This is a genomic window from Rhizobium sp. O111 (assembly GCF_055616315.1).
The window spans coordinates 2,875,466-2,901,309 of record NZ_JBSHXL010000001.1 but is presented as its reverse complement, the minus strand read 5'-3'; the positions used below and the strand labels follow the sequence as shown (position 1 = coordinate 2,901,309).

Annotated in this window: 21 protein-coding genes, 1 tRNA gene and 1 pseudogene; 14 read left to right on the top strand and 9 right to left on the bottom strand. The window is 61.2% G+C overall.

The genetic code is table 11. The annotated features are described in order from the left end of the window. Positions 1–24: 24 nt before the first annotated feature. The 3 genes from ACVTFQ_RS14630 to cpdR1 form a co-directional block, all read right to left on the bottom strand. On the bottom strand, positions 25–390 hold the full coding sequence (locus ACVTFQ_RS14630) for a hypothetical protein (RefSeq protein WP_111563405.1): 366 nt from the start codon (positions 388–390) through the stop codon (positions 25–27). A 276-nt stretch (positions 391–666) separates the two neighbouring features. Beyond that, positions 667–741: transfer RNA gene (locus ACVTFQ_RS14625), tRNA-Val, on the bottom strand. An 83-nt stretch (positions 742–824) separates the two neighbouring features. After that, complete coding sequence (gene cpdR1 / locus ACVTFQ_RS14620) at positions 825–1,187, bottom strand: response regulator CpdR1 (protein WP_003542883.1); 363 nt, start codon at positions 1,185–1,187, stop codon at positions 825–827. 187 nt (positions 1,188–1,374) lie between these two features. Between cpdR1 and ACVTFQ_RS14615 the strand changes: the two genes are divergently transcribed. The 5 genes from ACVTFQ_RS14615 to ACVTFQ_RS14595 all read left to right on the top strand — a co-directional run bounded on the left by ACVTFQ_RS14615 (position 1,375) and on the right by ACVTFQ_RS14595 (position 6,267). After that, positions 1,375–2,256: an N-formylglutamate amidohydrolase gene (locus ACVTFQ_RS14615; protein WP_111563404.1), complete on the top strand. Its 882-nt coding sequence runs from the start codon at positions 1,375–1,377 to the stop codon at positions 2,254–2,256. A gap of 72 nt (positions 2,257–2,328) precedes the next feature. Then, a complete protein-coding gene (locus ACVTFQ_RS14610) occupies positions 2,329–2,589 on the top strand; it encodes a hypothetical protein (protein WP_111563450.1) in 261 nt (86 codons plus the stop codon). After that, entirely contained in the window at positions 2,586–3,245 is a 660-nt protein-coding gene (locus tag ACVTFQ_RS14605) for a nucleotidyl transferase AbiEii/AbiGii toxin family protein (RefSeq protein ID WP_111563403.1), read from the top strand. The genes ACVTFQ_RS14610 and ACVTFQ_RS14605 overlap by 4 nt, the downstream gene beginning before the upstream one ends. Before the next feature lie 290 nt (positions 3,246–3,535). Further along, positions 3,536–4,309, top strand: coding sequence for a histidinol-phosphatase (gene hisN / locus ACVTFQ_RS14600; RefSeq protein ID WP_111563449.1), 774 nt, complete (start codon positions 3,536–3,538; stop codon positions 4,307–4,309). Between the two features lie 266 nt (positions 4,310–4,575). Further along, a complete protein-coding gene (locus ACVTFQ_RS14595) occupies positions 4,576–6,267 on the top strand; it encodes a methyl-accepting chemotaxis protein (RefSeq protein WP_111563402.1) in 1,692 nt (563 codons plus the stop codon). A 445-nt stretch (positions 6,268–6,712) separates the two neighbouring features. Here ACVTFQ_RS14595 and ACVTFQ_RS14590 read toward each other — a convergent pair. Both ACVTFQ_RS14590 and ACVTFQ_RS14585 read right to left on the bottom strand, forming a co-directional pair. Then, positions 6,713–7,477: pseudogene (locus ACVTFQ_RS14590) on the bottom strand (cell wall hydrolase); the annotation flags it as partial. Positions 7,478–7,661: 184 nt separating this feature from the next. Continuing rightward, on the bottom strand, positions 7,662–8,636 hold the full coding sequence (locus tag ACVTFQ_RS14585) for an alpha/beta hydrolase (RefSeq protein ID WP_111563401.1): 975 nt from the start codon (positions 8,634–8,636) through the stop codon (positions 7,662–7,664). 472 nt (positions 8,637–9,108) lie between these two features. Between ACVTFQ_RS14585 and ACVTFQ_RS14580 the strand changes: the two genes are divergently transcribed. Further along, a complete protein-coding gene (locus tag ACVTFQ_RS14580) occupies positions 9,109–9,576 on the top strand; it encodes an Hsp20 family protein (protein WP_018899772.1) in 468 nt (155 codons plus the stop codon). A 79-nt stretch (positions 9,577–9,655) separates the two neighbouring features. Here ACVTFQ_RS14580 and ACVTFQ_RS14575 read toward each other — a convergent pair whose 3' ends face one another. Beyond that, positions 9,656–10,660, bottom strand: coding sequence for a bile acid:sodium symporter family protein (locus tag ACVTFQ_RS14575; RefSeq protein WP_111563400.1), 1,005 nt, complete (start codon positions 10,658–10,660; stop codon positions 9,656–9,658). A gap of 113 nt (positions 10,661–10,773) precedes the next feature. Between ACVTFQ_RS14575 and ACVTFQ_RS14570 the strand changes: the two genes are divergently transcribed. Together ACVTFQ_RS14570 and ACVTFQ_RS14565 are read left to right on the top strand one after the other, a co-directional pair. Beyond that, positions 10,774–11,628, top strand: a complete 855-nt coding sequence (locus tag ACVTFQ_RS14570; RefSeq protein ID WP_111563399.1) for a LysR family transcriptional regulator — start codon at positions 10,774–10,776, stop codon at positions 11,626–11,628. Positions 11,629–11,785: 157 nt separating this feature from the next. Then, positions 11,786–11,914 carry a hypothetical protein gene (locus tag ACVTFQ_RS14565; protein ID WP_018899769.1) on the top strand — a complete coding sequence of 43 codons (129 nt, stop codon included), beginning with the start codon at positions 11,786–11,788 and terminating at the stop codon, positions 11,912–11,914. Positions 11,915–12,108: 194 nt separating this feature from the next. On the opposite strand, the gene ACVTFQ_RS14560 is transcribed toward ACVTFQ_RS14565, so the two are convergent. Together ACVTFQ_RS14560 and ACVTFQ_RS14555 are read right to left on the bottom strand one after the other, a co-directional pair. Beyond that, on the bottom strand, positions 12,109–13,125 hold the full coding sequence (locus ACVTFQ_RS14560) for a DUF1254 domain-containing protein (protein WP_111563398.1): 1,017 nt from the start codon (positions 13,123–13,125) through the stop codon (positions 12,109–12,111). 158 nt (positions 13,126–13,283) lie between these two features. Next, the gene (locus tag ACVTFQ_RS14555; RefSeq protein WP_111563397.1) at positions 13,284–13,874 is read right to left on the bottom strand and encodes a TetR/AcrR family transcriptional regulator; all 591 of its coding nucleotides are present in this window, start codon (positions 13,872–13,874) and stop codon (positions 13,284–13,286) included. A 100-nt stretch (positions 13,875–13,974) separates the two neighbouring features. On the opposite strand from ACVTFQ_RS14555, the gene ACVTFQ_RS14550 reads away from it, so the two are divergent. The 5 genes from ACVTFQ_RS14550 to cyoD all read left to right on the top strand — a co-directional run bounded on the left by ACVTFQ_RS14550 (position 13,975) and on the right by cyoD (position 19,399). Further along, entirely contained in the window at positions 13,975–15,030 is a 1,056-nt protein-coding gene (locus ACVTFQ_RS14550; RefSeq protein ID WP_111563396.1) for an aldo/keto reductase, read from the top strand. A gap of 246 nt (positions 15,031–15,276) precedes the next feature. Continuing rightward, positions 15,277–16,431, top strand: a complete 1,155-nt coding sequence (gene cyoA / locus ACVTFQ_RS14545; RefSeq protein WP_313760034.1) for a ubiquinol oxidase subunit II — start codon at positions 15,277–15,279, stop codon at positions 16,429–16,431. After that, the gene (gene cyoB / locus ACVTFQ_RS14540; RefSeq protein WP_047509526.1) at positions 16,418–18,418 is read left to right on the top strand and encodes a cytochrome o ubiquinol oxidase subunit I; all 2,001 of its coding nucleotides are present in this window, start codon (positions 16,418–16,420) and stop codon (positions 18,416–18,418) included. The genes cyoA and cyoB overlap by 14 nt, the downstream gene beginning before the upstream one ends. Before the next feature lies 1 nt (position 18,419). Then, positions 18,420–19,049 (top strand): cytochrome o ubiquinol oxidase subunit III, encoded by a 630-nt coding sequence (gene cyoC, locus ACVTFQ_RS14535; protein WP_111563393.1) that lies wholly within the window; start codon positions 18,420–18,422, stop codon positions 19,047–19,049. Then, positions 19,046–19,399, top strand: coding sequence for a cytochrome o ubiquinol oxidase subunit IV (gene cyoD / locus ACVTFQ_RS14530; RefSeq protein WP_111563392.1), 354 nt, complete (start codon positions 19,046–19,048; stop codon positions 19,397–19,399). Before cyoC ends, cyoD begins: the two co-directional genes overlap by 4 nt. 99 nt (positions 19,400–19,498) lie before the next feature. Here the strand turns inward: cyoD and ACVTFQ_RS14525 are convergent, their stop codons facing one another. Further along, positions 19,499–20,548, bottom strand: a complete 1,050-nt coding sequence (locus tag ACVTFQ_RS14525) for a threonine aldolase family protein (protein WP_111563391.1) — start codon at positions 20,546–20,548, stop codon at positions 19,499–19,501. Between the two features lie 558 nt (positions 20,549–21,106). On the opposite strand from ACVTFQ_RS14525, the gene gltB reads away from it, so the two are divergent. After that, the gene (gene gltB, locus ACVTFQ_RS14520) at positions 21,107–25,831 is read left to right on the top strand and encodes a glutamate synthase large subunit (protein ID WP_112436081.1); all 4,725 of its coding nucleotides are present in this window, start codon (positions 21,107–21,109) and stop codon (positions 25,829–25,831) included. The last annotated feature ends 13 nt before the right edge of the window (positions 25,832–25,844 follow it).

Genomic DNA, 25,844 nt, shown 5'->3' with positions numbered 1-25,844 from the left:
TGCTGGGCACAATGCCCGACATCGTTAGCGGCAGACGCGGATGCTTTCCATGTGGTAGCCGCCGTCATAGGCGTTCTGCACCTGGCGATCCTCGAACCAGCAACGCGGCGGGGGCGGCGGTGGCGGGTCGATATAGCGCGGGCCGGAATTGCCGTTGGCAATCGCACCGCCGATCAGGCCGCCGATAACACCGGCCGCAAGACCACCGGCGATGACGGCACCGTCATTGTGATGGCGGCGGCGCGGGGGCGGCGGGGGTGGCGGCTGGTCGCGGTAACCATAGCCCGGCGGGCGACGGTCGTAATACTGCGCCATTGCCGGCGCTGTGGTCGCCAGGACGCTGCTGAACGTGGTTGCGGCAACCACGGCGTACAGAGCCATCTTCTTCATTCGCATGCGTCTCCGTTAAGATCGAGAGGCTCGATAGCCACTCAACATGCCCAGAAGATGGCATTGGTTGGCTTAATGGATTCTGAACGAGACGAGGGTGTGGATGGGTCTTGAAGCGAGTGGGTCGCGCCCGGTGGACCGGCGCGGGCCGCATCGCCTCGTGAAATACATTTCGCCGACGGAACGTCGGTTGCAGGCTTTGGATTGCCGCTTGCCGAAACGAATAAGGGCTCAGCGATTTCTCGCTAAGCCCTTGACTATTCAGTCTAATCTGGATGGTGGGCGTGACAGGGATTGAACCTGTGACCCCTACGATGTCAACGTAGTGCTCTCCCGCTGAGCTACACGCCCATCCGATGTCGGCGCATAGACCACAAACCTATTTGGCCGTCAATAGGCCTTTTTCAGATTTGTGACATGCGCCCACAGAACCCTTAGGCCGCAAGCATTTTATTGACTTCGTCAACGAGGTCGCGGAGGTGGAAAGGCTTGGAAAGGACCTTCGCGTCCTTCGGTGCCTTCGAATCAGGATTGAGTGCCACGGCCGCAAAACCGGTGATGAACATCACCTTGAGGTCGGGATCGAGTTCGGTGGCGCGGCGCGCCAGCTCGATGCCGTCCATTTCGGGCATGACGATATCGGTGAGAAGAAGGGAAAAGGGTTCTTCGCGAAGGCGGTCGTATGCGCTGGCGCCGTTGTCGTAGGACAGGACCTTGTAGCCTGCCTTTTCGAGCGCCTTCACAAGGAAGCGGCGCATGTCGTTGTCGTCTTCTGCAAGAAGTATCTTCTGAGTCATTATCCAGACCGCTGATCAGTGGAATTTATGCGTGAGTATTGGTCATTTACACTAGATTTCGGCCGGTAAACAACCGGTGAAGCGCCTGTGCAAAGCGTCATCCCCATGAGATAGTATGGACTTGGCGGCCTTCAACTGGCAACATGGGCGAGATAGCTGCCTGCCAGCATGGTTAAGAGGGAAACAGGTGGACGAGATTCCCGCGTACGAGCTTTTTGAGATACGGGAACCCGCGTCGCACACCATTCCATTCGTCTACAATTCCCCCCACAGCGGCCGCATCTATCCGCCCGAGTTCATCGCGCAATCGAGATTGCAGGGGATTTCGATCCGCCGCTCGGAAGACCACTATGTCGACGAGCTGTTTTCGGCGGCCGGTGCGCTCGGCGCGCCGCTGCTTCTCGCCAATTTTCCGCGCGCCTATCTCGACGTGAACCGCGAGCCCTACGAACTCGATCCGCGCATGTTCGACGGGCTCCTGCCTTCTTACGCCAATATCAATTCGCTGCGCGTGGCGGGCGGGCTCGGGACTATCCCCAGGATCGTCGCCGAGAACATGGAGATTTACGCGCGGCGCTTGCCGGTGCAGGAGGCGCTCGATCGTATCGAGGCGGTCTACAAGCCCTATCACGCCGCACTGCGCCGGCTGATCGCGCGCACGCATGTGCAGTTCGGCTTCGGCGTTTTGATCGACTGCCACTCGATGCCGGGCAATATTCGCGTCGCGGGTGCGACTTCGCGGCCGGATTTCATCATCGGCGACCGCTACGGCACCAGCGCCTCGGCCGAGTTGTCGCGCATGGCCGTCAGCATCTTCGAGGAGATGGGTTTCGCCGCGATCCGCAACAAGCCCTATGCCGGCGGCTTCATCACCGAGCATTACGGACGCCCCTCGCGCGGCCTGCACGCGCTGCAGATCGAGGTCAATCGCTCGATCTATGTCGACGAGGTGACGCTAGAGCGCCGCGCCGATTTCCCGCTCGTCGCCGCCGCGATCACCTCCTTCATGCGGCAGATGGCCGACTACGTCGCCAAGTTCGCCGGCGATACGGCGCTGGCGGCTGAGTAGGGCGGTTTTTCGCGCGCATTGACGCTTGGTTCGTGCAGTTCTATTTTGGGCTGTCGGTCAATGGTGGTGACGATGGATATCGCAGCTACGGTTTTGGGGACTGTCAATGCGCCTTACGGGCGCAAGCTGACGGCCGCCGAGCTGGCGTTTTATCTGTCGCATATGGATGAGGCGAAGACCGTACCCGGCCACATGTCGTCCTTCTTCGCCGAAGTGACCCCGCAGCTTCAGGCGGCGTTCGCGGCCTCGGTCGGCATTTCGCTGCCTGAATTGGTGGAGGCCGCCAGGGCGTTCTCCGCCTACTCCGGCGAAACCTATCCGTTGGCGGCGTGACGATCGGCGGTCCTCCGGATTGGAGGCGGCTTTTCCGCATCGCGACAAGCCTGATCGATCAGGTCAATCGGGCCTATCCAATTATCGACGAGTGGTCCTTCGGTGGTGGCACCGCGATGATGCTGCAGATCGAGCATCGGGACAGTCATGACGTCGATATTTTCCTGCCAGATGCCCAGGTGCTGGGCTATCTCGATCCCGCGAAAGCCGAATTGAAGTTCGATGTCTTTCCCGACGGATATGAAGGAGATGGGGTCAAGTTCCAGAAGTTCGCCTTCGATGGGGTTGGAGAGATCGATTTTATCGTCGCTCAAGGGCTGACGTCCGTTCCCTATGCTCGGGCCTCCGTCGAGAATTTGGATGTACTTCTGGAGACGGTGCCCGAGATCGTTGCGAAGAAGATCTATTATCGCGGAGCGTCCATTCGACCCCGTGACATTTTTGACATTGCCGCCGCTGCCGAGAGCCATGAGGGCGAGCTCGTTGAGGAGCTTCGGCGCTATCGCCCGCATGTCGAGGCAACGTTGTCAGCGATCGCCGGGCTCAATGCCGATTTCGTCTCGGCCGCTGTCGCCCAACTGATGATCCAGCCGGCGTTTCAGCACGTCGCGGCGACGGCGATCCAGCGTACTAATACTGTCTTGAAGATGGTGTAGCTTTTCAGCGTCAGAGTTGCGGACTTCGGCCGCTCCTCTTGGTTGCCATTCCAGCCCGACAAAAAAAAGACCGCCTTGCGGCGGTCCAAGTCTAGGGAGGAAACACCCAAGGAGGGTATTTACAGTCAGAAGACTGTAGGCAGACGCTACTATTGCAGTGCACAATTGTCAATCATTTTATTGCGGTGCGCAAAATATGTGCAGCCGGCTAAAAATTGCTGCTTCCGTTTGCAAAACGGGCCTTTTCGGCTATGGAAAGCGGCATCGACAGTCTCACACGGATGTCCCTCATGTTTCCTGATCGCACCTTCTTCAATCGCCTCGCGGAAGCCGCCAAGGCCGAGACGCTGCCGCGGTTTCGCTCCGGGACCGGCGTGACGAATAAGCTGGCGTCGGGCTTCGATCCCGTCACCGAGGGCGACCGGGCGGCGGAAGTGGCGATCCGGGCGCTGATCGAACAGCATTTCCCCGAGCACGGCATTCTCGGCGAGGAGTTCGGCAATGTCGGGCTTGACCGCGAGCATGTCTGGGTGATCGATCCGATCGACGGCACGCGGGCGTTCATCTCGGGCGTTCCCGTCTGGGGGACGCTGATCGGCCTCTACAGGAACGGCCGGGCGATCATGGGAATGATCGAGCAGCCGTTTACCGGCGAGCGCTATTTCGCCGGTGAGAGTGGATCCTACTACACCGGTCCGGAGGGCGAGCGGAAGCTTCAGGTGCGCGATTGCGCCGGGCTTTCCGATGCGATCCTGTTCACCACCTCGCCGCATCTCTTCGCTGGCACCGAGATGGACCGCTATCGCGAGATCGAAAGCCAGGTGCGGCTTTTCCGCTATGGCACCGATTGCTACGCCTATGCGCTTCTGGCGGCCGGGCATATCGATCTCGTCGTCGAGAACGGGCTGAAGCCCTACGATGTCGGCGGCATCATTCCCGTCATCGAGAAGGCGGGCGGCATCATCACCACCTGGGATGGCGGGCGGCCGGAGAATGGCGGCTCGATCATCGCCGCCGGCAGCCAGGCGGTCTATGACGCGGCGGTGGCGATCCTGCGACGCTAAACTGAGGGTTGCGCCAAGTTCGGCGGCATCAGGTCCGGTTTTGTTAGCTGCAGGCGATGTTTGACAGTATCGGTTGTTCTCGATCGATGTGAACTCTCATCGGTTGTTTGTTTGCAAAAACATGCGGTTACTTGCCTTGCAAGATGCTCGCAGCGGGTGAACTTTAATTGAACCGAAAGAATTCGCTGCAAATCTTGCCGCTGAAATGAATGTTTATGGACCCTTGCTTTTTCGGCGGTCCGCATTTCGGTTTGAGGCAAATTATAATGCAGCTCTTTTCTTTCGGATCCGCCGCGGGTGCCAAGGCCGTTCTTGATGCCGTCAGCCGTTCCCAGGCCGTGATCGAATTCGACATGGCGGGCAAGATCCTCTTCGCCAACGAGAATTTCTGTCAGGCCATGGGATACAGCCTGAACGAGATCGTCGGGCGACCCCACAGTATGTTCGTCGATCCGGAAGACGCTCGAAGCGCGGAGTACGCTGCCTTCTGGAAGGGCCTGAACAAGGGCGAGTTCGATCGCCGGCAATACAAGCGCATCGCCAAGGGTGGGCGCGAGGTGTGGATCGAGGCCTCCTACAATCCGGTCTTCAAGGGCAGCACGCCCTACAAGGTCGTGAAGTTCGCCACCGTGATTACCGACACCAAGCTGAAGAGTGCCGAAGATGCGGGCAAGCTCGATGCACTCTCGCGTGCGCAGGCGACGATCGAGTTCACGCCGGACGGCCATATCCTGACGGCCAACGAGAATTTCCTGAAGACGCTCGGCTATACGCTGGAGGAAATCCGCGGCCGGCATCATTCGATGTTCTGCGATTCGGTCTATGCCGCGAGTGCTGAGTACAAAGAATTCTGGCGCAGCCTTGCGGCCGGGCAATTCGCCGCCGACGAGTTCGCGCGTATCGGCAAGGGCGGCCGCAAGGTGTTCATCCAGGCCTCCTACAACCCGATCTTCGACATGAGCGGCAAGGTGTTCAAGGTCGTGAAGTTCGCGACCGATGTCAGCGAGCGGGTGCGGGCGGTCAACGAGCTCGCCATCGGCCTGCAGGCGATGGCGGATGGCGACCTCGACCAGACGATCGAAAAGCCCTTCATCGCCTCGCTGGAGACGCTGCGCACCGATTACAACTCCTCGATCGGCCGGTTGCGAGCGGCGATGCAGGCGATAGCCAGGAACGCGACGCAGATCGCATCGGGAACGCGCGAGATCAGTGCCGCGTCCGACGATCTTGCCCGCCGTTCGGAATCGCAGGCTTCGTCCGTCGAGGAGACGGCCGCGGCGGTGACCGAGATTTCCACGACCGTGTCGGATTCGGCGCGCCGGGCGGCGGATGCCGGTCGATTGGTCGACGACACGACGAAGAGCGCGCAGGATTCCGCCGATGTCGTCAGGCAGACCGTGGATGCCATGGCGCGGATCGAGCGTTCCTCGACCCAGATCGCCGGCATCGTCAGCGTCATCGACGACATCGCCTTCCAGACCAATCTCCTGGCGCTGAACGCCGGTGTCGAGGCGGCGCGTGCCGGGGAAGCCGGCAAGGGATTCGCGGTCGTGGCGCAAGAGGTGCGACAGCTGGCGCAGCGTTCGGCCGATGCGGCCAAGGAAATCAAGGCGCTGATCCATGATAGCGAAGCCTCGGTTCGCGATGGGGTGGCGCTGGTGGACAAGACCGGTGCGGCGCTGGAGGCGATCGCGACACGGGTGGTGCAGGTGCACGACAATGTCTCGGGCATCGTTGTGGCGGCGCGTGAGCAATCGCAGGCGCTGGGCCAGATCAACGAGGCCGTGATGTCGATGGATCAGGATACGCAGCGCAATGCGGCGATGGTCGAGCAGACCGCGTCCGCCAGCCGCAAGCTGGCGGCGGAGGCGAGCGCGCTGTTCGAGCTGATCGGCCAGTTCAAGGTCGGCGACGAGCGAAGCGCGCGCGGCATGACGCCGCTGGCGAGGGTTGCCTGACGATCGCGATCTGGCGCGTCGGCGATGACGCGCCATTGGGGCGGGGCGAAGGGCCGACGGCCTGACAGTCCAGACAGATAGGCAAAGAAAAAGGGTTCCGCCGGCAGGCTGGAACCCTTTTTTGTTCGGTCGTCTCTTAAGGCTGAGATCAGCCGCCGATGCCGCCGCGCATGCGGGCGGTGTCGAAGGCCGCCGGGCGCGGCGTGGGCACGGCCACTGCCGTCGGCACGGTGTAGGCAACGGCCTCGAAGGCGGCAGGTGCTGGCTCGGACGGGACATAGGCCTGCTGGACTGGAACCTGCAGCACGTGCTGCTGCTTGGCCTGCGCCTGCTGCGGTTGGGCCTGCTGGAACCGATCCTGCTGGAATTGCGGCTGCTGAGTTTGCGCCGGTTGCAACTGGGCGGTCTGGACTTGGCCCTGCTGCACCTGGCCCTGCTGAACCTGCGGCTGTTCCATGCGGACCGCTTCGGCGGTCGTCTGCATGGGGGCGGCCTGCGGCACGGGGACGCTTTCCGGTGCTTCGTATGCGGTTTCGACGACGCCCTGCGCCATCGGAATCGGCTCGCGGGCCGGCGAAGCGGCTGGCGTCAGCAATTCGAACTGCGCGGCCATCTGGCTATGAGCGGGCACGAAATTCATCGCGACTTCATAGGCAGGGAGCGGCGAGGGGGTCTGCAGCTCGCCATCGGCGCCGCGCTTCTCATAGAAGGCATTGCCGCCGGCAACCGTCACGTAGTGCATGTTGTCATAGGGGAACTTCATACCGTCGGTATGGAAGAACATGGCTTCCTTGACGGCGGGATTGCGCTCACCCTTCAAGAGAGCATCGGCGGCAGCGTTGAGATCGGGCTCCGCCTGTGCCTTGACTTCACGGGTCATGACGCCAGGGGCGAACTGCTTGGCCTGCGAAACGACGCCGCAAATGGACTTGGGATAGGCAGGGGATGTCAGGCGGTTCATCACGACGCTGCCGACAGCCATATAGCCGTCGTGATCGGAATGCAGCGATTCGAAATACATCGCCCGCTTGAGACAGGTTCGGTCTTCCGTCGTGTAATTGTAGGTGACCTTACCGGGCGTGCCGGTATGCAGACGCTTGGTCGTCTGAATGCTGCCTGTGGTCTTTGGCGTGCTAGTGCAGCCCGTGGCAGCCAAGCCCACAATCATGATCCCGAAGAGAGATCGTCCCAATACGTAATGCGCCCTCAACGCCAGGTGCCCCCTATGTGATTAGTTCAGCCCTTATCGAAAAAGTGGGTAACTATTATCTTACAATCGTAAAAATTCAAACACCGCGTTACATTTTTGTCTCAAAATGTGATCGGGCGGGGCGGTACGATACGATTTCGAAAGCGCGCGCCGTGTAGTGGGACCCCGCCTAAGGCGCTTCGGCTCAGGTGCCGAAGCCCTCGAATTCCTCGGAAACCTCGGCATCCGCGCCCGGAATGAAGGCGTGGAAGGCGGCGAGCGCCGCTTGCCGGTAGACATCGCGTTCCTGCAACACTTCGTGACGGGCGCCGTTGATCGGCACCAGCTGGCCGGCGCGGAAATAGCGCGAGAGGCGCTCCTGAGCGATGTAAGGCACGATCGTATCGCGCGTCGGCGCGATGACGACGGTCGGGATGGTGATCGAAAAGAGGTGGTTCGGCGCGGTCACGCGCTCGATGGTCTTGAAGGATTCCACCAGCCAGCGTGCTGTGGGCGGGCCGAGCGTGAGATCGGGATTTGCCTGCGCAATCGCGACGTTGCGTTCGAAGCGCACTTCGTCCGATGTCAGCGGATTGTCGCGGAACGGCTTTTCCCTGAGCTTGCGCGACAGCGGGTGCGAGCCGAGGCCGAGCGCGCAGGCCGCGGATGCGAGCCAGCGGATGGTGCCGGCCGAGGCAGCCTGGCCCGAGAGGCCGATGAAGGGTGCCGTCAGCACCATGCGCTCGATGCGCGTCGTGAGATACGGAGCAGCCGACAGCGCGATCAGCGCGCCGGTCGAATGCGCCAATATATAGAAGGGCAGGCGGGTATCGGGCAGCACGACCTTCTCGAGGAAGGTATCGAGGTCGTGCTCGTAATCGACGAAGCGGCGAACATGGCCGTAGTGACGCTTCTTCAGCATGCGGTCGGAATTGCCCTGGCCGCGCAGATCGAAGGTGGCGACCCAGAGGCCCTTGTCGGTCAGGTCGCGGATCGTCTCGTAATATTTCTCGATGAATTCGTTGCGCCCGTGCAAGAGCACGACGGTGCCCTTGGCAACGGGTGCCGAGGAGCGGAAGACGGCGTAGCGCAGCTTCAGGCCGTCATGCGTCTCGAAGTAGCCTTCCGTGCGATTTTCCGGAACCGGATTGCCGGGTGTCGAAAACAGAACCTGTTCCATAGCCGTCAGCGCGCGCCCTTCGAAAGGATTCGGGATAGAAGTAAAGCGGATAGGCGATCGGCCTGTCAAATCAAAGAAAAAAGCGTTCCTGAGATGCGCGTCGCCCGCGCCCGCCGAAAAAAGTGGCCGGCATGCGGGACCTGAGGGGAGCGCAGTGCCGGCCTGAGATCGGGCTGGAGACGAAGGGACGATACACTCCAGCCATCGAGCCAGTGTAACCCGATGACGCAATCATTAGGCCCGTGCGTCTGAACGGATGCCGAACTAGGTGTTCATGCGCGGTTCACTGTGGCTGGCCGCGGATTTTCGGTGGTTGTGGGCGGCCCTCAGAAAGGGTCTTGAAGTCCGAAAAAGCCATCCCCATCTCATGGTAGTGGACGCCAGAACGGGTCCGCGGAACCGTCCCGAAGCTGCCGATAAAGGGGTTTCTGGGGCAATTTATCGCAATCAGTCGCTTCCTCAGGAGGACATCATGCGTCACGTAGACTTCTCTCCCCTCTATCGTTCCACCGTCGGTTTCGACCGTCTCTTCACCATGCTCGACAGCCTGGGCCAGCCCGACCAGGGCCAGACCTATCCGCCCTACAATATCGAGCGCACCGGTGAAAACACCTACCGCATCACCATGGCCGTCGCCGGTTTCGACGAAACCGAAATTTCGATCGAAGCGCAGGCCCATGCTCTCACCGTCAAGGGCGAGAAGAATGAAGACAATGCGGAAGGCTCCGAATTCCTCTATCGCGGCATCGCCAAGCGCACCTTCGAACGTCGCTTCCAGCTTGCCGACCATGTCGAGGTGACGGCTGCTTCGCTGAAGAACGGTCTGCTCCACATCGACCTTCTTCGCAGCATTCCCGAGGCGATGAAGCCCCGCAAGATCGCGATCGCCGCCGAGCCGGTGAGCGCGCCGAAGGCCATCGAGGCCCAGGTCACCAACTAAGTCACCAACGAACCAATCCCTCCCAGGATATGGCAACGAGGCGGCGTCCCCCACGGGGCGCCGCTTTTTTGTTGTCTGGTCACGCCGGGTTCGCAGCCTGTTCCACTTCGGCGGCGGTGGCGCGGCGATGATGGGCGGCGGCGTATTTTTGGGCGATGACGGCGCAGACCATCAGCTGAATCTGGTGGAAGAGCATCAGCGGCAGGACGATGGCGCCGATCGCCTGGCCGGCGAAGATGACGTTGGCCATGGGGACGCCGCTCGCGAGGCTCTTCTTCGAGCCGCAGAAGGTGATGGTGATCTGGTCGGCTTCGTTGAAGCCCATCAGGCGGCTGCCGAAGGTGGTGGCGCAGAGGACGAGCGCGAGCAGAACCATGTCGGCGACGATGACGACGGCGATATCTGACAGCGAGAAGGTGTGCCACAGGCCCTCGACGACGGCGGTCGAGAAGGCGAGGTAGACGACCATCAGGATCGAGCCGCGATCGACGGGCATCAGGATCTTCTTCTTGGCGCGGATCCAGTCGCCGATCCAGGGCTGCAGCACCTGGCCGACGATGAAGGGCAGCAACAGCTGCGTGAAGATCTGCAGCAGCGCATCCCAGGAAAAGCCGCCATGGCCGCCGACCGAAAAGAGCAGGCCGACGAGGAGCGGGGTCAGGAACATGCCGAAGATGTTCGACGCCGAGGCCGAGCAGATCGCGGCCGGCACGTTGCCGCCGGCCATCGAGGTGAAGGCGATCGACGATTGCACCGTCGAGGGCAGAACGCAGAGGAAGAGAATGCCGAGATAGAGCGAATGCGGCAGGATCGTTTCAGGAATGAAGCCGAGACCCATGCCGAGCAGCGGGAAGACGCCGAAGGTGGTGAGCAGGATGACCAGATGCAGCCGCCAGTGCAGCAGGCCCGCGATCACCACGTCGCGCGAGAGGCGCGCGCCATGCAGGAAGAAGAGGAGCGCGATCGCGATTGTGGTCGCCGTGCCGAAATAGCCGGCGAAGGCGCCGCTTGCCGGCAGGATCGATGCAAGGATGACCGTGCAGACCAGGAGGATCGTGAAAGTATCGGGCAGGAAACGGCGCATGGGCTTAGTCTCGGCTTGTTCGGCATTGTAGCCGGCTTTTGATGGATCAATCCTGTTTCTTCCATTATGATACGCGATGCAAGAAATAACAGTTATCGCGATATGGGATAATCATGCTTGATCTTACGCAATTGCGCAGCTTCGTCGCCGTCGAGCAGATGGGGAGCTTCACGCTTGCCGCCGAGCGGCTGGGGCTTGGGCAATCGACCGTCAGCCAGCATATCCAGCGGCTGGAGACCTCGGTCGGGCGGCGACTGCTTGCCCGCGATACCCACAAGGTGGTGCTGACGACGGATGGCGAGGCGCTGCTCTCGCATGCGCGCGCCATGCTGTCGATCGAGGGGCAGGTGCAATCGCTGTTTGGCGGGCCAAGCCTGCGCGGCAAGCTGAGGCTTGGGGTGTCGGAGGATTTCGTCACCAGCCAGCTGCCCGGGGTGCTCGAGGATTTCGTGCGCTCGCACCCGTCGGTCGATCTGGAGCTGACGGTGGCGCTCTCGGGTGTGCTTTATGAAATGCAGGACAATGGCGAGATCGATTTGGTGCTCGCCAAGCGTCGGCTGGGTGACGCGCGCGGGCGGCTGGTCTATCGCGAGCCGCTGGTGTGGCTGGCGCGCGATCCCGATCATATCATGAGCGCTTCGCCGCTGCCGCTGATCGCCTTTCCGCCGCCGAGCGTGACGCGGGCGATATCGCTGGAAGCGCTGGGGCGGCACCAGATTTCCTGGCGGATCGTCTGCACCTGCGGGAGCCTGAGCGGGCTGACGGCGGCGGCGCGTGCAGGGATGGGCGTGCTCGTGCAGCCGCGCAGCATGGCGCCATCGGGCCTGAAGGTGATCGGCAAGGGCAAGCTGCCGGTGCTCGAGGATGTCGAATTCGTGCTGGTGCCGCGCAAGGGGGCGGATCAGGCGTTGGTGTCGGCGCTGTCGGACGATATTCTTTCCAAGGTCCGGAGCCTCAGGTCGAGCTGAGGTCGTATGGCCGCTCGGATGGCACGATATGTGGTTAATCGATTGCCCGGCATTTTAAGTATCCTTCAACCCTGTCGCTTAGGCTTATGGTTACCTTGGACCCCTTAGTTTGGTCCTCGCTCAAGGTCGACGTTCGGGGCTACAGGGAGAACGGACGATGGTATATGGAGCGCTCTTCGTCTCCGGGCTGGTCGCCTGCGTGATGCTCATCGTCGTGGCCGGCCACGATAGCAAGACGACGGATAACGGGGCGCCGCCCTCCGCCGTGATGCTGCATCAGAATTAGACGTTCACGAGAATCAAGAGACGATCTCGAAAATGGTGATCCGCCGCCCTTGGGCGCGGATCACCATTGTCATTCACGCATCATTGCAATGGCTTTCGCGGCTGCGATTTTCCAGACGTAGGTAGCCGTTGCCACCAATGACCGCAGTCGGCCCTAAGCGGACATTTGGACGGCCAAGAGATTTATCGCCACGCTCACTGTTGCTGCGGTTGGGGAAATGTCCAGCTTCCATCCAGCACTTGCGATTGGGGCCGGTAGAGCCTCACCGTATAATTCCACCCGGCTTCGACGGGCAGGCAGTTGGCAACTTTGCCATCGCAGCCACCAAACTGAATCGTAACCGACCTGTCGCTGCCCTTCGTGGCGGTCAGATTGTTGACGGAATAGGCCTTCTGTGGATTTGGGACGAAGAAGCCCTCGCTGTTGTAGCGGCTGACCGACCAGAAACCATCGACGGGAACATTTGCGGGAACGTGCAGTGTATAGATCGTCGTCCCATCGTTTTTCTCGGGCGTGACCGCGATGTAAGTAGCTTCGCTATCCGGATTGCCGCCCCACCCGGCTGCAGCCCCGATCAGGTGGTGAACGGGATCAACCTCACTCCTGCTTCCGAATGCCCGGTCGAAGCTTTCCATGGTCGCGTTAAGCGCCAAGAGTGCGCTACGCACCTTGTCCTGGCTGGCCTTGTCCCAAGTGGGTAGTTCCAGCTTGCCCGGACCGCCGGGTTGATCGACCTTGATGGCATCCTGAAGCTTGTGAACGTCGTCGGCGTCGCCAGCCTTGCCGGGGTCGATCAGTGTGCGAACTGCCGCCATGACGTATCGTGTGCCAACGGCATCCTTGGTCAGCGTATGACTTCCCGCACCGTGAAACACGCCGGTGACATAGTGATCCTCGTTTAGGATCATCAGCGACATAAATCGTTCTCCTGCATCGGGCATGGTAATCGTCACGGGACCAGCATCGAGGTCGAAGACGCCGCTGGAATACAAGGTATCGCGGTTGCCGCGCACGACGGTCTGATGTTCGACGTCGAATGGATCGCGACGATGGATCAACTTGCCGAGGCCAGCTTCCTTGGCGGAGACCGCGAAATACATATCGCTTTCAGCCCGCACGAAGTTATCGGGCGTCACCCTCAATGTATCAGCGGCCAGTGCCGAACCTGCCACGAGATACAGGCTTGCAATCAGCGTCCTCGAAATTGTCATTACTAACCCTCCACGAGCGCGCCGCATCTTCAGGCAGAGATCGCCTCGCAGCACGACGGTCAGATGATGTCATGGAGGCAAAATACGGATAAGTACGCAACGGTAAACGACATCCGTAAATGACCGCTGTTGCCCGAAGCGGAAGACCGCAGTCGGCCCTAGGCAGACGTCGAATCCGCATCGATGGTGCTCTCCAACGCAACTCTTTCGGTGAGGATTGCACCAACAACAAGCTTAAAAAGATCGTTGCTGCGTGATGCGAATGACGGTTGATCGCCGATCCAGCCGAGAGCGCCGATCAACGCGAAAAGATCGTTTCCATCCAAGTCGCGACGAGCCACCTGGTCCGCCTGCGCCTGTTTTAGAAGACGCGCACCCGCCTCGCGTAGATCTTTACAGGAAGCATGGAGTGCAGACTCGGGGTCGGCCAATGCCGAGGCCATCATCGTCACAACACCGCTGTAGATCTGCACAAAAGAAACCGCATCACGAAGCCAGGTCACGAGAGCGTCTTTTGACGGCAGCGACGCTTCGAGCATGTCCGCTCTTTGGGTCAATTCCTCCAAACTCCTGCGCAGCAAGGCATCCAGCAACGCCTCGCGTGTCGGAAAATGACGCGACAGCGTTGCCCAGCCGATATTTGCCCTGCGTGCGATGTCGCGCAGCGATGCGTTGACCCCTTGCTCCGCAACGACATCGCGCGCGACCATAAGCAAGTGGTTGTAGTTCTCCCTGGCATCCGCGCGCATCGCTTCTCCTTGACAAGCGGGCCATTGGCCCATTTATATGGATCAGTGGCCCGTTTGATGTAGCGCGACCACCATATGATCCACAAGAAGGAATGTTCTCTTGCGTTACAAGTTGTTTGGTAAGAAGACGGGATTACGGGTGTCCGAATATGTCCTGGGTACGGCGAACTTCGGGACGGCCTGGGGCGGACACGGCGCCGACTCGGAAGAATCTCGTCGCATCATTGACGCCTATGCCGATGCCGGCGGCAACTTCATCGACTCGGCAAACGGCTATCAGGAAGGGCAGTCCGAAGAGCTGCTCGGCGACCTTTTGAGAGGACGACGAGATGAATTCGTCCTATCGACCAAATTTGCCGTCAAAACGAATGCAGGTTCCGGAATTCTCGTCACCGGAAACAGCCGGCAAGCTATGGTGTCCTCGGTGGAGGCGAGCCTAAAGCGCCTGAAAACAGATCGTATCGATCTCTTCTGGGCGCATGTCTCTGATGGCGTCACGCCGCTGGAAGAGCTCGTTCGTGGGTTCGACGATCTCGTACGGGCGGGAAAAATTCTTTATGCCGGCCTCTCGAACTTTCCCGCCTGGCGTGTCGCCCGCGCCGCAACTATCGCGGAGATCCGCGGCTCCGTTCCGATCGCCGGAATCCAAGTCGAACACAGCCTAGTCCAACGGGCAACCGAGCAGGACCTGATACCTGCCGCTCAAGCGCTTGGAATTGGCGTGGTTGCCTATTCGCCCCTTGGGGGCGGCGTCCTGACCGGTAAATACCGTCAGGTAAAGGATAACGCACGGCGCGACGAAGCTTGGGCTGGTGCGGGTTTCCAGCCGGAGAACACCCCGCAACGCACGGCGATCATCGACACGCTTATCGCCGTGTCTGCAGAGATCGGCGTGACGCCTGGAGAAGTCGCGATTGCCTGGGTCGCGGCAAAAGGATCTCTGCCGATTATCGGGCCGCGAACGCTGTCGCAGCTCGACACCAATCTCGCTGCGTCAAAGGTCAGGCTGGCTCCCACGCAGATTGCCAGGCTGGAGCACGTCAGTGCTATTGCGCGAGGCTATCCTTACACTGTGCTTGACGATCCTCGGATTCAGGATCTCATCACTGCCGGGAAGATGGATCAGATCGACATCCCTGCTGAAACCGCCGCTTGAGTTCGGCTGCGGTGCATTTCAATCGCGATGAGCCGTTCATCGGCCGCTCTGTCGGCCGATGGGCCGCCATGCTATAATGTCTCCCATTGGCGCAAAGCTGCCGCGCGCCGGCTTGGTGGCGTCTGAGACCGAACTCCGCGATTTTCGGCCGGCACACAAAAATGTCGCAGCGAAATCCCCGGTCATCGGGATCAAAGTTTGATCTATGTCAAAGCTGCCGCGCGGGGGGCGACATAGCTTCCGGGCATGCGCCAGAAAACATTCATATCACGAAATTTTCGCCGGTTTGTCGCACCTCTTGCGCTGCTTCCTCTCAGCGGTTGCAATATGGTGGTGATGAACCCAACGGGGGATATCGCTCTTCAGGAGCGTAACCTCATCCTCGTCGCACTCGGCATGATGCTTCTCGTCGTCATTCCGGTGCTGACCCTGATCGTGGTCTTCGCGTTCCGATACCGCAAGGGCCGAGCGCCCGGCAGGTACGATCCGAATTTCACTCATTCGACGCCGATCGAGCTGGTGGTCTGGTCGATCCCGCTCCTGATCATCGCGTGTCTCGGCGTGGTCACCTGGATCACCACCCACAGCCTCGATCCCTTCCGCCCCCTCGATCGCATTTCCGCCGACAAGCCGCTGGCCAAGGACCACAAGCCCCTCGATATCCAGGTCGTCGCCATGGATTGGAAGTGGCTCTTCATCTATCCCGAACAAGGCATCGCGACCGTCAACGAGTTGGCCCTCCCGGTCGATGTCCCCGTACGTTTCTCCATCACCTCGACAAACCAGTTCAACACCTTCTCGGCGCCCACGCTGGCGGGCATGATCTATGCGATGCCGGGCATGAAATCGATGCTGCACGCCGTGCTCAACGCGCCGGGCGATAGCTGGGGCTACTCGGGCAACTACACCGGCGCCGGCTATTCCGACATGCGGTTTAAGCTGCACGGTGTCGATCAGGCAGGGTTCGACCAATGGGCCGCGGGGATAAGGGCCGCGGGCGAGACGCTGTCGACCGACCGTTACGTCGAACTGGACAAGCCGAGCGAGAAGGTGCCCGTCATGCACTTCTCCACCGTCGCCTCCGGTCTCTTTGATCGCGTTCTCAACCGTTGCGTGGTCGCCGGCACCGAATGCGCCGCCGACATCATGAAGAAGGATCGCGCGCTTGATCGCGACAATGGCGGCATCTTCGCGCCGCAGCCCATGGATCATTCAGCCATGCAGTCAAGCGAGGGGCAGATGAGCCAGGGCATGCCATCCATGAGCCACACCTCGACATCCGGCGACGTCACCGCCGCCGTTCCGGCCGCTCATGACCACACCAACACCGGCACCAACACTGGCACCAACAGTGGCGCGCTCGCCGCGCCTGAACAGCAAGGCTCCAATGCAAGACCATAGCTTCACCACGACAGTCTTCGGGCGGCTTACGCTCGAATCGCTGCCGATCCACGAGCCGATCCTTGTCGGCACTTTCATCGCGGTCGCCGCGCTCGGTCTGATCATCGTCGCAGCACTCACCTATTTCCGGCTCTGGGGCTATCTCTGGAAGGAGTGGTTCACCTCCGTCGATCACAAGAGGATCGGCATCATGTACATCGTGCTGGCGATCATCATGCTGCTGCGCGGTTTCTCGGATGCCGTCATGATGCGCCTGCAACAGGCCGTTGCTTTCGGCGGAAACGAGGGCTTCCTGCACTCGAGCCACTACGACCAGATCTTCACCGCCCACGGAACGATCATGATCTTCTTCGTGGCGATCCCGCTGGTCGTCGGCATCGTCAACTTCGTCATGCCGCTGCAGATCGGCGCGCGCGACGTCGCCTTCCCCTATCTGAACAACCTCAGCTTCTGGCTGACGGTGGCGGGTTCGGTGCTGGTGATGATCTCGCTGTTCGTCGGCGAATTCGCACGCACCGGCTGGCTGTCCTACGCGCCGCTGGCGGAAAAGGCCTTCAGTCCGGATACCGGCGTCGACTATTATCTATGGTCGCTCGAAATCGCCGGCATCGGCACCACGCTCTCGGCCGTCAACATGGTGGCAACCGTCATCAAGATGCGCGCGCCCGGCATGACGCTGATGAAGATGCCCGTCTTCACCTGGACCGCGCTTTGCAGCAACGTTCTCGCCATCGCCATCTTCCCGGCGCTGACGGCGGCCTTCTTCCTGCTGCTGCTCGACCGCTATCTCGACACCGCCTTCTTCATCAATGATCTCGGCGGCAATGCGATGCTCTACTGGAACATGGTGTGGATGTGGGGTCACCCCGAGGTCTACGTCCTGATCCTGCCGGCCTTCGGTATCTATTCGGAAATCACCTCGACCTTCACCGGCAAGCGCCTGTTCGGCTACGGCTCGATGGTCTACGCCACTGTCGTCATCACCATTCTCTCGTACCTCGTCTGGCTGCACCACTATTTCACCATGGGATCGGGTGCGAGCGTCAACGCCTTCTTCGGGATCGCCACGATGGTGATCGCCATTCCGACCGGGGCCAAGGTGTTCAACTGGCTGTTCACGATGTTCCGCGGCGAAATCCGCTTCGAACTGCCGATGATGTGGGTCGTTGCCTTCATGCTGACCTTCGTGGTCGGTGGCATGACCGGCGTTCTGCTCGCCGTACCGGCTGCCGACTTCGTGCTGCACAACTCGCTGTTCCTGGTGGCGCACTTCCACAACACCATCATCGGCGGCGTCGTCTTCGGTCTCTTCGCCGGCATGACCTACTGGTTCCCGAAGGCCTTCGGCTTCAAGATGGACGAGTTCTGGGGCAAGGTTGCCTTCTGGGGCTGGGTCATCGGCTACTGGGTCGCCTGGACGCCGATCTACATCGTCGGCCTGATGGGCACCACCCGCCGCGTCAACCACTTCGACGACCCGACGCTGCAGCCCTACTTCGTCATCGCGCTAATCGGCGCCGTGATCATCCTCATCGGTGTGCTCGGCTTCGTCATGGCGATCGTCATGGGCATCGTGAAGCGCAACAAGCTGCGTGATGTCACCGGCGACCCCTGGGATGGCCGTACGCTGGAATGGTCGACCACGTCGCCTCCGCCTGCCTACAACTTCGCGATCACGCCCGTCGTCTACGAACTCGACGCCTGGCACGACATGAAGGAGCATGGCTACAAGCATCCGACCGAAGGCTTCCGCCCCGTCCACATGCCGCGCAACACCGCCACTGGCGTCGTGGTTGCGGCACTCGCCACGGCACTTGGCTTCGGCATGATCTGGTACATGTGGTGGCTGGCCGCCATCAGCTTCGCCGGCATCCTCGTCGTCTCGATCGTCCACACCTTCAACTACAGCCGCGATCACTACATCCCGGCCGATGCGATCGCGCTTACCGAAGGCAAGCGTGCGCAGCAGCCGGCAGCGAGGGCCTGACATGACCATTCAACTCGTCAATAAGGACGCCCAGCGCGTCTACCACCAGCCCGAAGCCGAGGAGCATTATCACAGTGGCGGCGCCACGATGCTCGGTTTCTGGATCTACCTGATGAGCGATGCGCTGATCTTCGCCTCGCTGTTCGCCGTCTATGGAACGCTCAGCCGCAATTATGCGGGTGGGCCTCCGCCGCAGCACCTGTTCGAGCTGCCGCTGGTGGCGCTGAACACCGGCTTCCTGCTCGCATCGTCGATCGTCCTTTCGATCGGCATGCAGGCGATGGCTGCAGGTCGCACCGCACAGATGTGGCGGCTGCTTGCCGTCACCGGCCTGCTCGGCGCGGCGTTCCTCTGCGTGGAACTCTACGAGTTCTCCTCGCTGATATCAGAAGGTGCCACGCCGCAGCGTAGCGCCTTCCTGTCGGCCTTCTTCACGCTTGTCGGTACGCACGGCCTGCACGTCTTGTTCGGCCTGATCTGGCTGGTCACGCTTCTCGTGCAGATCGCCCAGCGCGGACTGAATGAGGACAACAAGCGTCGCCTGATGTGCCTGTCGATGTTCTGGCACTTCCTCGACATCATCTGGATCGGCGTCTTCACCGTCGTCTACCTGTTTGGAGCACTTCGTTGAGCACACATCATCACACCGAACCCGCTCACGGCAGCAAGGGCAGCATCTGGACCGGCTCGATCCTGTCGATCATCCTGACGGTCATTCCGTTCTGGCTGGTCATGTCCGGGGCGCTGGAAAATGCCACGGCGACCACCGTGATCATCTTCGCGCTGGCCATCGCGCAGATCATCGTCCACGTCGTCTGCTTCCTGCATGTCGACAGCCGCGCGGAAGACGGCTGGACGCTGCTCGCCTTCATCTTCACGGCCATCATCGTGGTCATCACGATCGTCGGCACGATCTGGGTCATGTACCACATGAACGTGAACATGATGCCGATGAGCGCGGGCGAAATGAGCAACATGTAAGTAAGGAGTGCGCGCCGCATGGCTGGGTGCGGCGCCATGAGGATCGGCCCGGTGATTTCGATCACCGGGCCGATCGGCGTTTATGGGCTTGAGATCAGCTCAGGATGCGAGGCAGCTCAGGAAGCCGTCGACGTCCTTTTCCTCTGTCGCGAAGCTGGTGACGAGGCGGATCAGGATCTCGTCTGCGCCGACGAGATCGGGCGTGGCTGAGGGGATCGGCCATTCGTAGAATTTCGCGCCCTTGTCTTCGGCTGTCTTTCCGGCGCTCTTCTTTATAATGGCGAAGACCTCGTTCGATGTCGTCGACCAGGCAAGGCGGGCCGAGTTGCTGGCGCCGATGCCCGCGCGCAGGCGGTCAGCCATGCCGTTGGCGTGGCCGGCGAGATCAAGCCACAGGTCGTTGTCGAGGTAGGCGTCGAACTGGGCGGCGATGAAGCGCGACTTGGAGAAGAGCTGGGCGGCGCGCTTGCGGATGAATGGCATCTCTTTCGCCTTTTCAGGATCGAAGACGACGATCGCCTCGGCGCACCAGCAGCCGTTCTTGGTGCCGCCAAAGGAGAGGATGTCGACGCCGCGCTTCCAGGTCATCTCGGCGGGGCTTGCACCAAGCGCCACCAGCGCATTGGCGAAGCGGGCGCCATCCATGTGGAGCGGCAGCTTGCGTTCCTTGCAGATCGCTGAGATGGCGTCGATCTCGTCAAGCGAGTAGACGGTGCCGATCTCGGTTGCCTGGGTGATGGTGACCGCCGTCGCGCGGCCATGATGCACGGCGTTTTCGGGGAAGCCGGCAATCGCCTTGGAGAGCTTTTCCGGATCGATCTTGCCCAATTCGCCATCGACGGGCGACAGCCGTGCCTGGCTGAAGAAATCGGGCGCGCCGCATTCATCGGCGATCACATGGGCTTCGGCGTGACAGAAAGTGATGCCGCCGGGGCGCTGGACGCTGGCGAGCGACAGCGAGTTGGCGGCCGTGCCTGTCGCCACGAAGAAGACGGAGACCTCGCGCTCGAAGATTTCGGCGAAGCGGGCCTCGACGCGGCGGTCGAGATCGCTTGTGCCGTAAGCGGCGGCGAAGCCGGCGGATTCCTGCAGCAGGCGCTCGGCAATGGAACGATGGGCGCCAGCCCAGTTGTCGGAAGCGAAGATCATGGAAAATGCCTGGGAAAAATGGAGGTGGGGGCGGGTTCTGATGCGAGCTTAATCCAAAGCTTCACCGGATCAAGCGATTGGGGCGCAACCCATCACAAAAATTGAATTCCGCAATCAAGAAACAATATAATGCGAGATGGCGTAATTTTATGTCGCCAACTTGATTGATTTGGTAATCTTGATGCGCCAATTGACGTTTTTTTAATTTCTGGCTCTTGCGGAGCCGCCACGTTTCTGGCATAGAACCGATGGATTAGGACAGGGTTGCTGTCCTATTTTGGCCGTCAAGGCCGAAGAGGCGCTGAGGGACCTTACACTCGTGGGGTTTCACGCTATAGTTCTTGGAGCGCGGACAAAGTTCCCGCACGGACCTATGGCAGGCGCGGAGCGCAACGGTTGCTTTGTCGGGAAAGGCTCTGCCTTCCCAGAGAAAGCCTGCCGCCGGCGACCGGATCTTCGATAATGCAACAGCGCTGTCATGCGCCGAACCTAAGATCAGGGACGGTGTGCGACGAAGAGCCGCCCGCACGATCGCGGGCTCTGACAGGAGGCAAGACGATGACGAAGAACACGCCATCCACTGACATCGACCAGTTCGCAGCAGCAGACATGCGCGCGGTGGCCGATACGCGTAAGTTCGCCAACGGTCTCCCGGGCAAGCAGGGCCTCTATGACCCACGCAACGAACATGACGCCTGCGGCGTCGGCTTCGTCGCCCACATGAAGGGTCAGAAGTCGCACCAGATCGTCAAGGACGGTCTCTTCATTCTCGAGAACCTGACGCACCGCGGTGCTGTCGGCGCCGACCCGCTGATGGGTGACGGTGCTGGTATTCTCGTGCAGATTCCCGATCGCTTCTTCCGCGAGGAAATGGCCAAGCAGGGCATCACCCTGCCGAAGGCTGGCGAATATGGCGTCGGCCATATCTTCATGCCGCGCGACGAAAAGCAGATCGCGCATTTCAAGAAGGTGATGCAGGACGTCATCTCCGAAGAGGGCCAGGTTCTCATCGGCTTCCGTGACGTGCCTGTCGACAACTCGTCGCTGTCGAAGGCGCCGGATATCGCCGCGACCGAACCGCATCACTGTCAGATCTTCATCGGGGCCGGCGATAGCGCCGCGACCACCGATGAATTCGAACGCCGCCTGTTCACGCTGCGCAAGGTGATCTCCAACCGTATCTATGACGAGTTCGACGGCGAGGAGAGCCACTTCTATCCGGTGTCGCTGTCGTCCTCGACGATCGTCTACAAGGGCATGTTCCTGGCCTACCAGGTCGGCGCCTACTACACGGACCTGTCGGACCCGCGTTTTGAGTCCGCTGTCACGCTCGTGCACCAGCGCTTCTCGACCAACACCTTCCCCTCCTGGAAGCTGGCACACCCTTACCGCATGGTCGCCCACAACGGCGAAATCAACACGCTGCGCTCCAACGTCAACTGGATGGCGGCGCGTCAGGCGTCGGTGTCTTCGCCGCTCTTCGGCGAGGATATCTCCAAGCTCTGGCCGATCTCCTATGAAGGTCAGTCGGATACGGCCTGTTTCGACAACGCGCTCGAGTTCCTCGTGCGCGGCGGCTACTCCATGGCGCATGCCGTGATGATGCTGATCCCGGAAGCCTGGGCCGGCAACCAGTCGATGTCGAAGGAGCGCAAGGCGTTCTACGAATATCACGCGGCCCTGATGGAGCCGTGGGACGGCCCGGCCGCTGTCGCGTTCACCGACGGCAAGCAGATCGGCGCGACGCTCGACCGCAACGGCCTGCGTCCGGCCCGCTATCTCGTCACATCAGACGACCGCGTCATCCTCGCATCGGAAGCCGGCACGCTGCCGGTGGCTGAAGAGGATATCGTCAAGAAGTGGCGCCTGCAGCCGGGCAAGATGCTCTTGATCGACATGGAGAAGGGCAAGATCGTCTCCGACGAGGAGCTGAAGACCGAGCTCGCGACCAAGCATCCGTATCGCAGCTGGCTCGACCGCACGCAGCTGATCCTCGAAGATCTGAAGCCGGTGGAGCCGCGCGCGCTGCGCCGCGACGTGTCGCTGCTCAACCGCCAGCAGGCCTTTGGCTACACCACCGAAGACACCAAGATCCTGATGTCGCCGATGGCGACGACGGGGCAGGAAGCCGTGGGCTCGATGGGCACCGATACGCCGATCTCGGCCATGTCGGAAAAGTCGAAGCTGCTCTACACCTACTTCAAGCAGAACTTCGCGCAGGTCACCAACCCGCCGATCGATCCGATCCGCGAAGAGCTGGTCATGAGCCTGGTGTCCTTCATCGGCCCGCGCCCGAACATTCTCGACCACGAGGGTGCGGCCAACGCCAAGCGCCTGGAAGTGCGTCAGCCGATCCTTACCAATGGCGATCTCGAAAAGATCCGCTCGATCGGCCACACGGAAGACCGTTTCGACACCAAGACGCTCGACTTCACCTATGACGTGGAGCGTGGCGCCGAAGGCATGCCCGAAATGCTCGACCGCCTCTGCGAGCGCGCGGAAGCGGCCGTCAAGGGCGGCTACAACATCATCGTGCTCTCCGACCGCCAGATCGGCCCGGATCGCATCGCGATCCCGGCGCTGCTCGCAACGGCCGCCGTGCACCATCACCTGATCCGCAAGGGTCTCAGAACCTCCGTCGGCCTCGTCGTCGAGACAGGCGAGCCGCGCGAAGTGCACCACTTCTGTCTTCTCGCCGGTTACGGCGCGGAAGCGATCAACCCGTACCTGGCCTTCGACACGCTGCTGGACATGCATGCCAAGGGAGAGTTCCCGAAGGAAGTGGACGCGTCTGAGGTCGTCTATCGCTACATCAAGGCGGTCGGTAAGGGCATCCTCAAGGTCATGTCGAAGATGGGCATCTCGACCTATCAGTCCTATTGCGGCGGCCAGATCTTCGATGCGATCGGCCTGCAGCAGGAACTGGTCGACAAGTATTTCTTCGGCACCGCGACGATGATCGAAGGCGTCGATCTGAAAGCGATTTCGGAAGAGACCGTTGCCCGTCACACCTCGGCCTTCGGCAAGGATCCGTTGCTCGCGACCACGCTCGATATCGGCGGCGAATATGCCTACCGCATGCGCGGCGAAAGCCATGCCTGGACGCCGGATGCGGTGGCCACGCTGCAGCACGCCGTTCGTGGCAACTCCGAGGACCGCTACCGCGAGTTCGCCGAGATGGTGAACACGTCGGCGCTGCGCATGAACACCATCCGCGGCCTGTTCAAGATCAAGACCGCTGAACAGATCGGGCGGAAGCCCGTCTCGCTCGATGAAGTCGAGCCTGCGGTCGAGATCGTCAAGCGCTTCTCGACCGGCGCCATGTCCTTCGGCTCGATCTCCAGAGAGGCGCATACGACGCTGGCGATCGCGATGAACAAGATCGGCGGCAAGTCCAACACTGGCGAGGGCGGCGAAGAGTCTGATCGCTACTTCCCGCTGCCTGATGGTTCGGCGAACCCGGAACGCTCGGCGATCAAGCAGATCGCATCGGGACGCTTCGGTGTGACGACGGAATATCTGGTCAACGCCGACATGCTGCAGATCAAGGTCGCGCAGGGCGCCAAGCCCGGCGAAGGCGGCCAGCTGCCTGGCCACAAGGTCGATGCGACGGTCGCCAAGACCCGTCACTCGACGCCGGGTGTCGGCCTGATCTCGCCGCCGCCGCACCACGACATCTACTCGATCGAAGATCTGGCGCAGCTGATCTACGACCTGAAGAACGTCAACCCGACGTCCGACGTCTCGGTCAAGCTCGTGTCGGAAGTCGGGGTGGGTACGGTTGCCGCCGGCGTTGCCAAGGCGCGCGCCGACCACATCACTGTCTCCGGCTTCGACGGCGGCACCGGTGCATCGCCGCTGACCTCGCTGAAGCATGCCGGTTCTCCGTGGGAAATCGGCCTTGCCGAAACGCAGCAGACGCTGGTTTTGAACGGCCTTCGTTCGCGCATCGCGCTGCAGGTCGACGGTGGCCTGAAGACCGGCCGCGACGTCATCATCGGTGCGCTTCTCGGCGCCGACGAGTTCGGCTTTGCGACGGCTCCTGTCATCGCCGCCGGCTGCATCATGATGCGCAAGTGCCATCTGAACACTTGCCCTGTCGGCGTTGCCACCCAGGATCCGGTCCTGCGCAAGCGCTTCAAGGGCACGCCGGAGCACGTCATCAACTACTTCTTCTTCGTCGCCAACGAAGTGCGCGAGATCCTCGCCTCGCTCGGCTTTACCAAGTTCGATGACATCATCGGCGCTTCGGAACTGCTCGAGAAGAACGAGATGCTGGCGCACTGGAAGTCCAAGGGTCTCGACTTCAGCCGCATCTTCCACAAGGTCGAGGCACCGAAGGAAGCCACCTACTGGACGACCCGCCAGAAGCACCCGATCGACGACATTCTCGATCGCAAGATGATCGCGGAAGCCGAGCCTGCACTTGCGTCGAAGACGCCTGTCAGCTTCGAAGTCGGTATCAAGAACGTCGACCGTTCGGCCGGCGCGATGCTGTCGGGTGAGGTGGCCAAGCGCTACAACCACCGCGGCCTGAAGGAAGACACGATTAACGTGACGCTTCGCGGCACGGCCGGACAGTCGTTCGGCGCGTTCCTGGCGCGCGGCGTGACCTTCAAGCTGATCGGCGACGGCAACGACTATGTCGGCAAGGGCCTTTCGGGCGGCAAGATCATCGTTCGCCCGCCGGAGAATTCGAAGATCATCGCCGAAGACTCGATCATCGTCGGCAACACCGTGCTTTATGGTGCGACCGAGGGCGAGTGCTACTTCCGCGGTGTCGCGGGCGAGCGCTTCGCGGTGCGCAACTCCGGCGCCATCGCCATCGTCGAGGGCGTGGGCGACCACGGCTGCGAATACATGACGGGTGGCGTGGTGGTCGTGCTCGGCGAGACGGGCCGCAACTTCGCGGCCGGCATGTCTGGTGGCGTCGCCTATGTTCTCGACGAGAGCGGCGATTTCGCCAAGCGCTGCAACATGGCCATGGTCGAACTCGAGCCGGTTCCGGAAGAGGACGACCTGATGGAGAAGCTGCATCACCATGGCGGCGATCTCGCGCACAAGGGCCGCGTCGACGTCTCCGGCGACATGACCCGCCACGACGAGGAACGCCTCTACCAGTTGATCTCCAACCATCTGCACTACACTGAATCCACCCGTGCCAAGCAGATCCTGGACAACTGGGCGGAATACCGTCCGAAGTTCCGCAAGGTCATGCCGGTCGAATACCGCCGCGCGCTCGAGGAAATGGAGCGCAGCCGGATGGGGATCGCCGCGGAATAACAACACCGACATA

Bases quoted from the DNA above. Each gene is read 5' to 3' on its own strand.
- cpdR1 (WP_003542883.1), bottom strand. From the start codon at position 1,187: ATGACTCAGAAGATACTTCTTGCAGAAGACGACAACGACATGCGCCGC.
- cyoA (WP_313760034.1), top strand. From the start codon at position 15,277: ATGCGCCAGAAAACATTCATATCACGAAATTTTCGCCGGTTTGTCGCA.
- ACVTFQ_RS14610 (WP_111563450.1), top strand. From the start codon at position 2,329: ATGGATATCGCAGCTACGGTTTTGGGGACTGTCAATGCGCCTTACGGG.
- ACVTFQ_RS14580 (WP_018899772.1), top strand. From the start codon at position 9,109: ATGCGTCACGTAGACTTCTCTCCCCTCTATCGTTCCACCGTCGGTTTC.
- ACVTFQ_RS14585 (WP_111563401.1), bottom strand. From the start codon at position 8,636: ATGGAACAGGTTCTGTTTTCGACACCCGGCAATCCGGTTCCGGAAAAT.
- hisN (WP_111563449.1), top strand. From the start codon at position 3,536: ATGTTTCCTGATCGCACCTTCTTCAATCGCCTCGCGGAAGCCGCCAAG.
- cyoC (WP_111563393.1), top strand. From the start codon at position 18,420: ATGACCATTCAACTCGTCAATAAGGACGCCCAGCGCGTCTACCACCAG.
- ACVTFQ_RS14595 (WP_111563402.1), top strand. From the start codon at position 4,576: ATGCAGCTCTTTTCTTTCGGATCCGCCGCGGGTGCCAAGGCCGTTCTT.
- cyoB (WP_047509526.1), top strand. From the start codon at position 16,418: ATGCAAGACCATAGCTTCACCACGACAGTCTTCGGGCGGCTTACGCTC.
- ACVTFQ_RS14565 (WP_018899769.1), top strand. From the start codon at position 11,786: ATGGTATATGGAGCGCTCTTCGTCTCCGGGCTGGTCGCCTGCGTGATG.
- ACVTFQ_RS14630 (WP_111563405.1), bottom strand. From the start codon at position 390: ATGAAGAAGATGGCTCTGTACGCCGTGGTTGCCGCAACCACGTTCAGC.
- ACVTFQ_RS14525 (WP_111563391.1), bottom strand. From the start codon at position 20,548: ATGATCTTCGCTTCCGACAACTGGGCTGGCGCCCATCGTTCCATTGCC.
- ACVTFQ_RS14570 (WP_111563399.1), top strand. From the start codon at position 10,774: ATGCTTGATCTTACGCAATTGCGCAGCTTCGTCGCCGTCGAGCAGATG.
- gltB (WP_112436081.1), top strand. From the start codon at position 21,107: ATGACGAAGAACACGCCATCCACTGACATCGACCAGTTCGCAGCAGCA.
- ACVTFQ_RS14575 (WP_111563400.1), bottom strand. From the start codon at position 10,660: ATGCGCCGTTTCCTGCCCGATACTTTCACGATCCTCCTGGTCTGCACG.
- ACVTFQ_RS14555 (WP_111563397.1), bottom strand. From the start codon at position 13,874: ATGCGCGCGGATGCCAGGGAGAACTACAACCACTTGCTTATGGTCGCG.
- ACVTFQ_RS14560 (WP_111563398.1), bottom strand. From the start codon at position 13,125: ATGACAATTTCGAGGACGCTGATTGCAAGCCTGTATCTCGTGGCAGGT.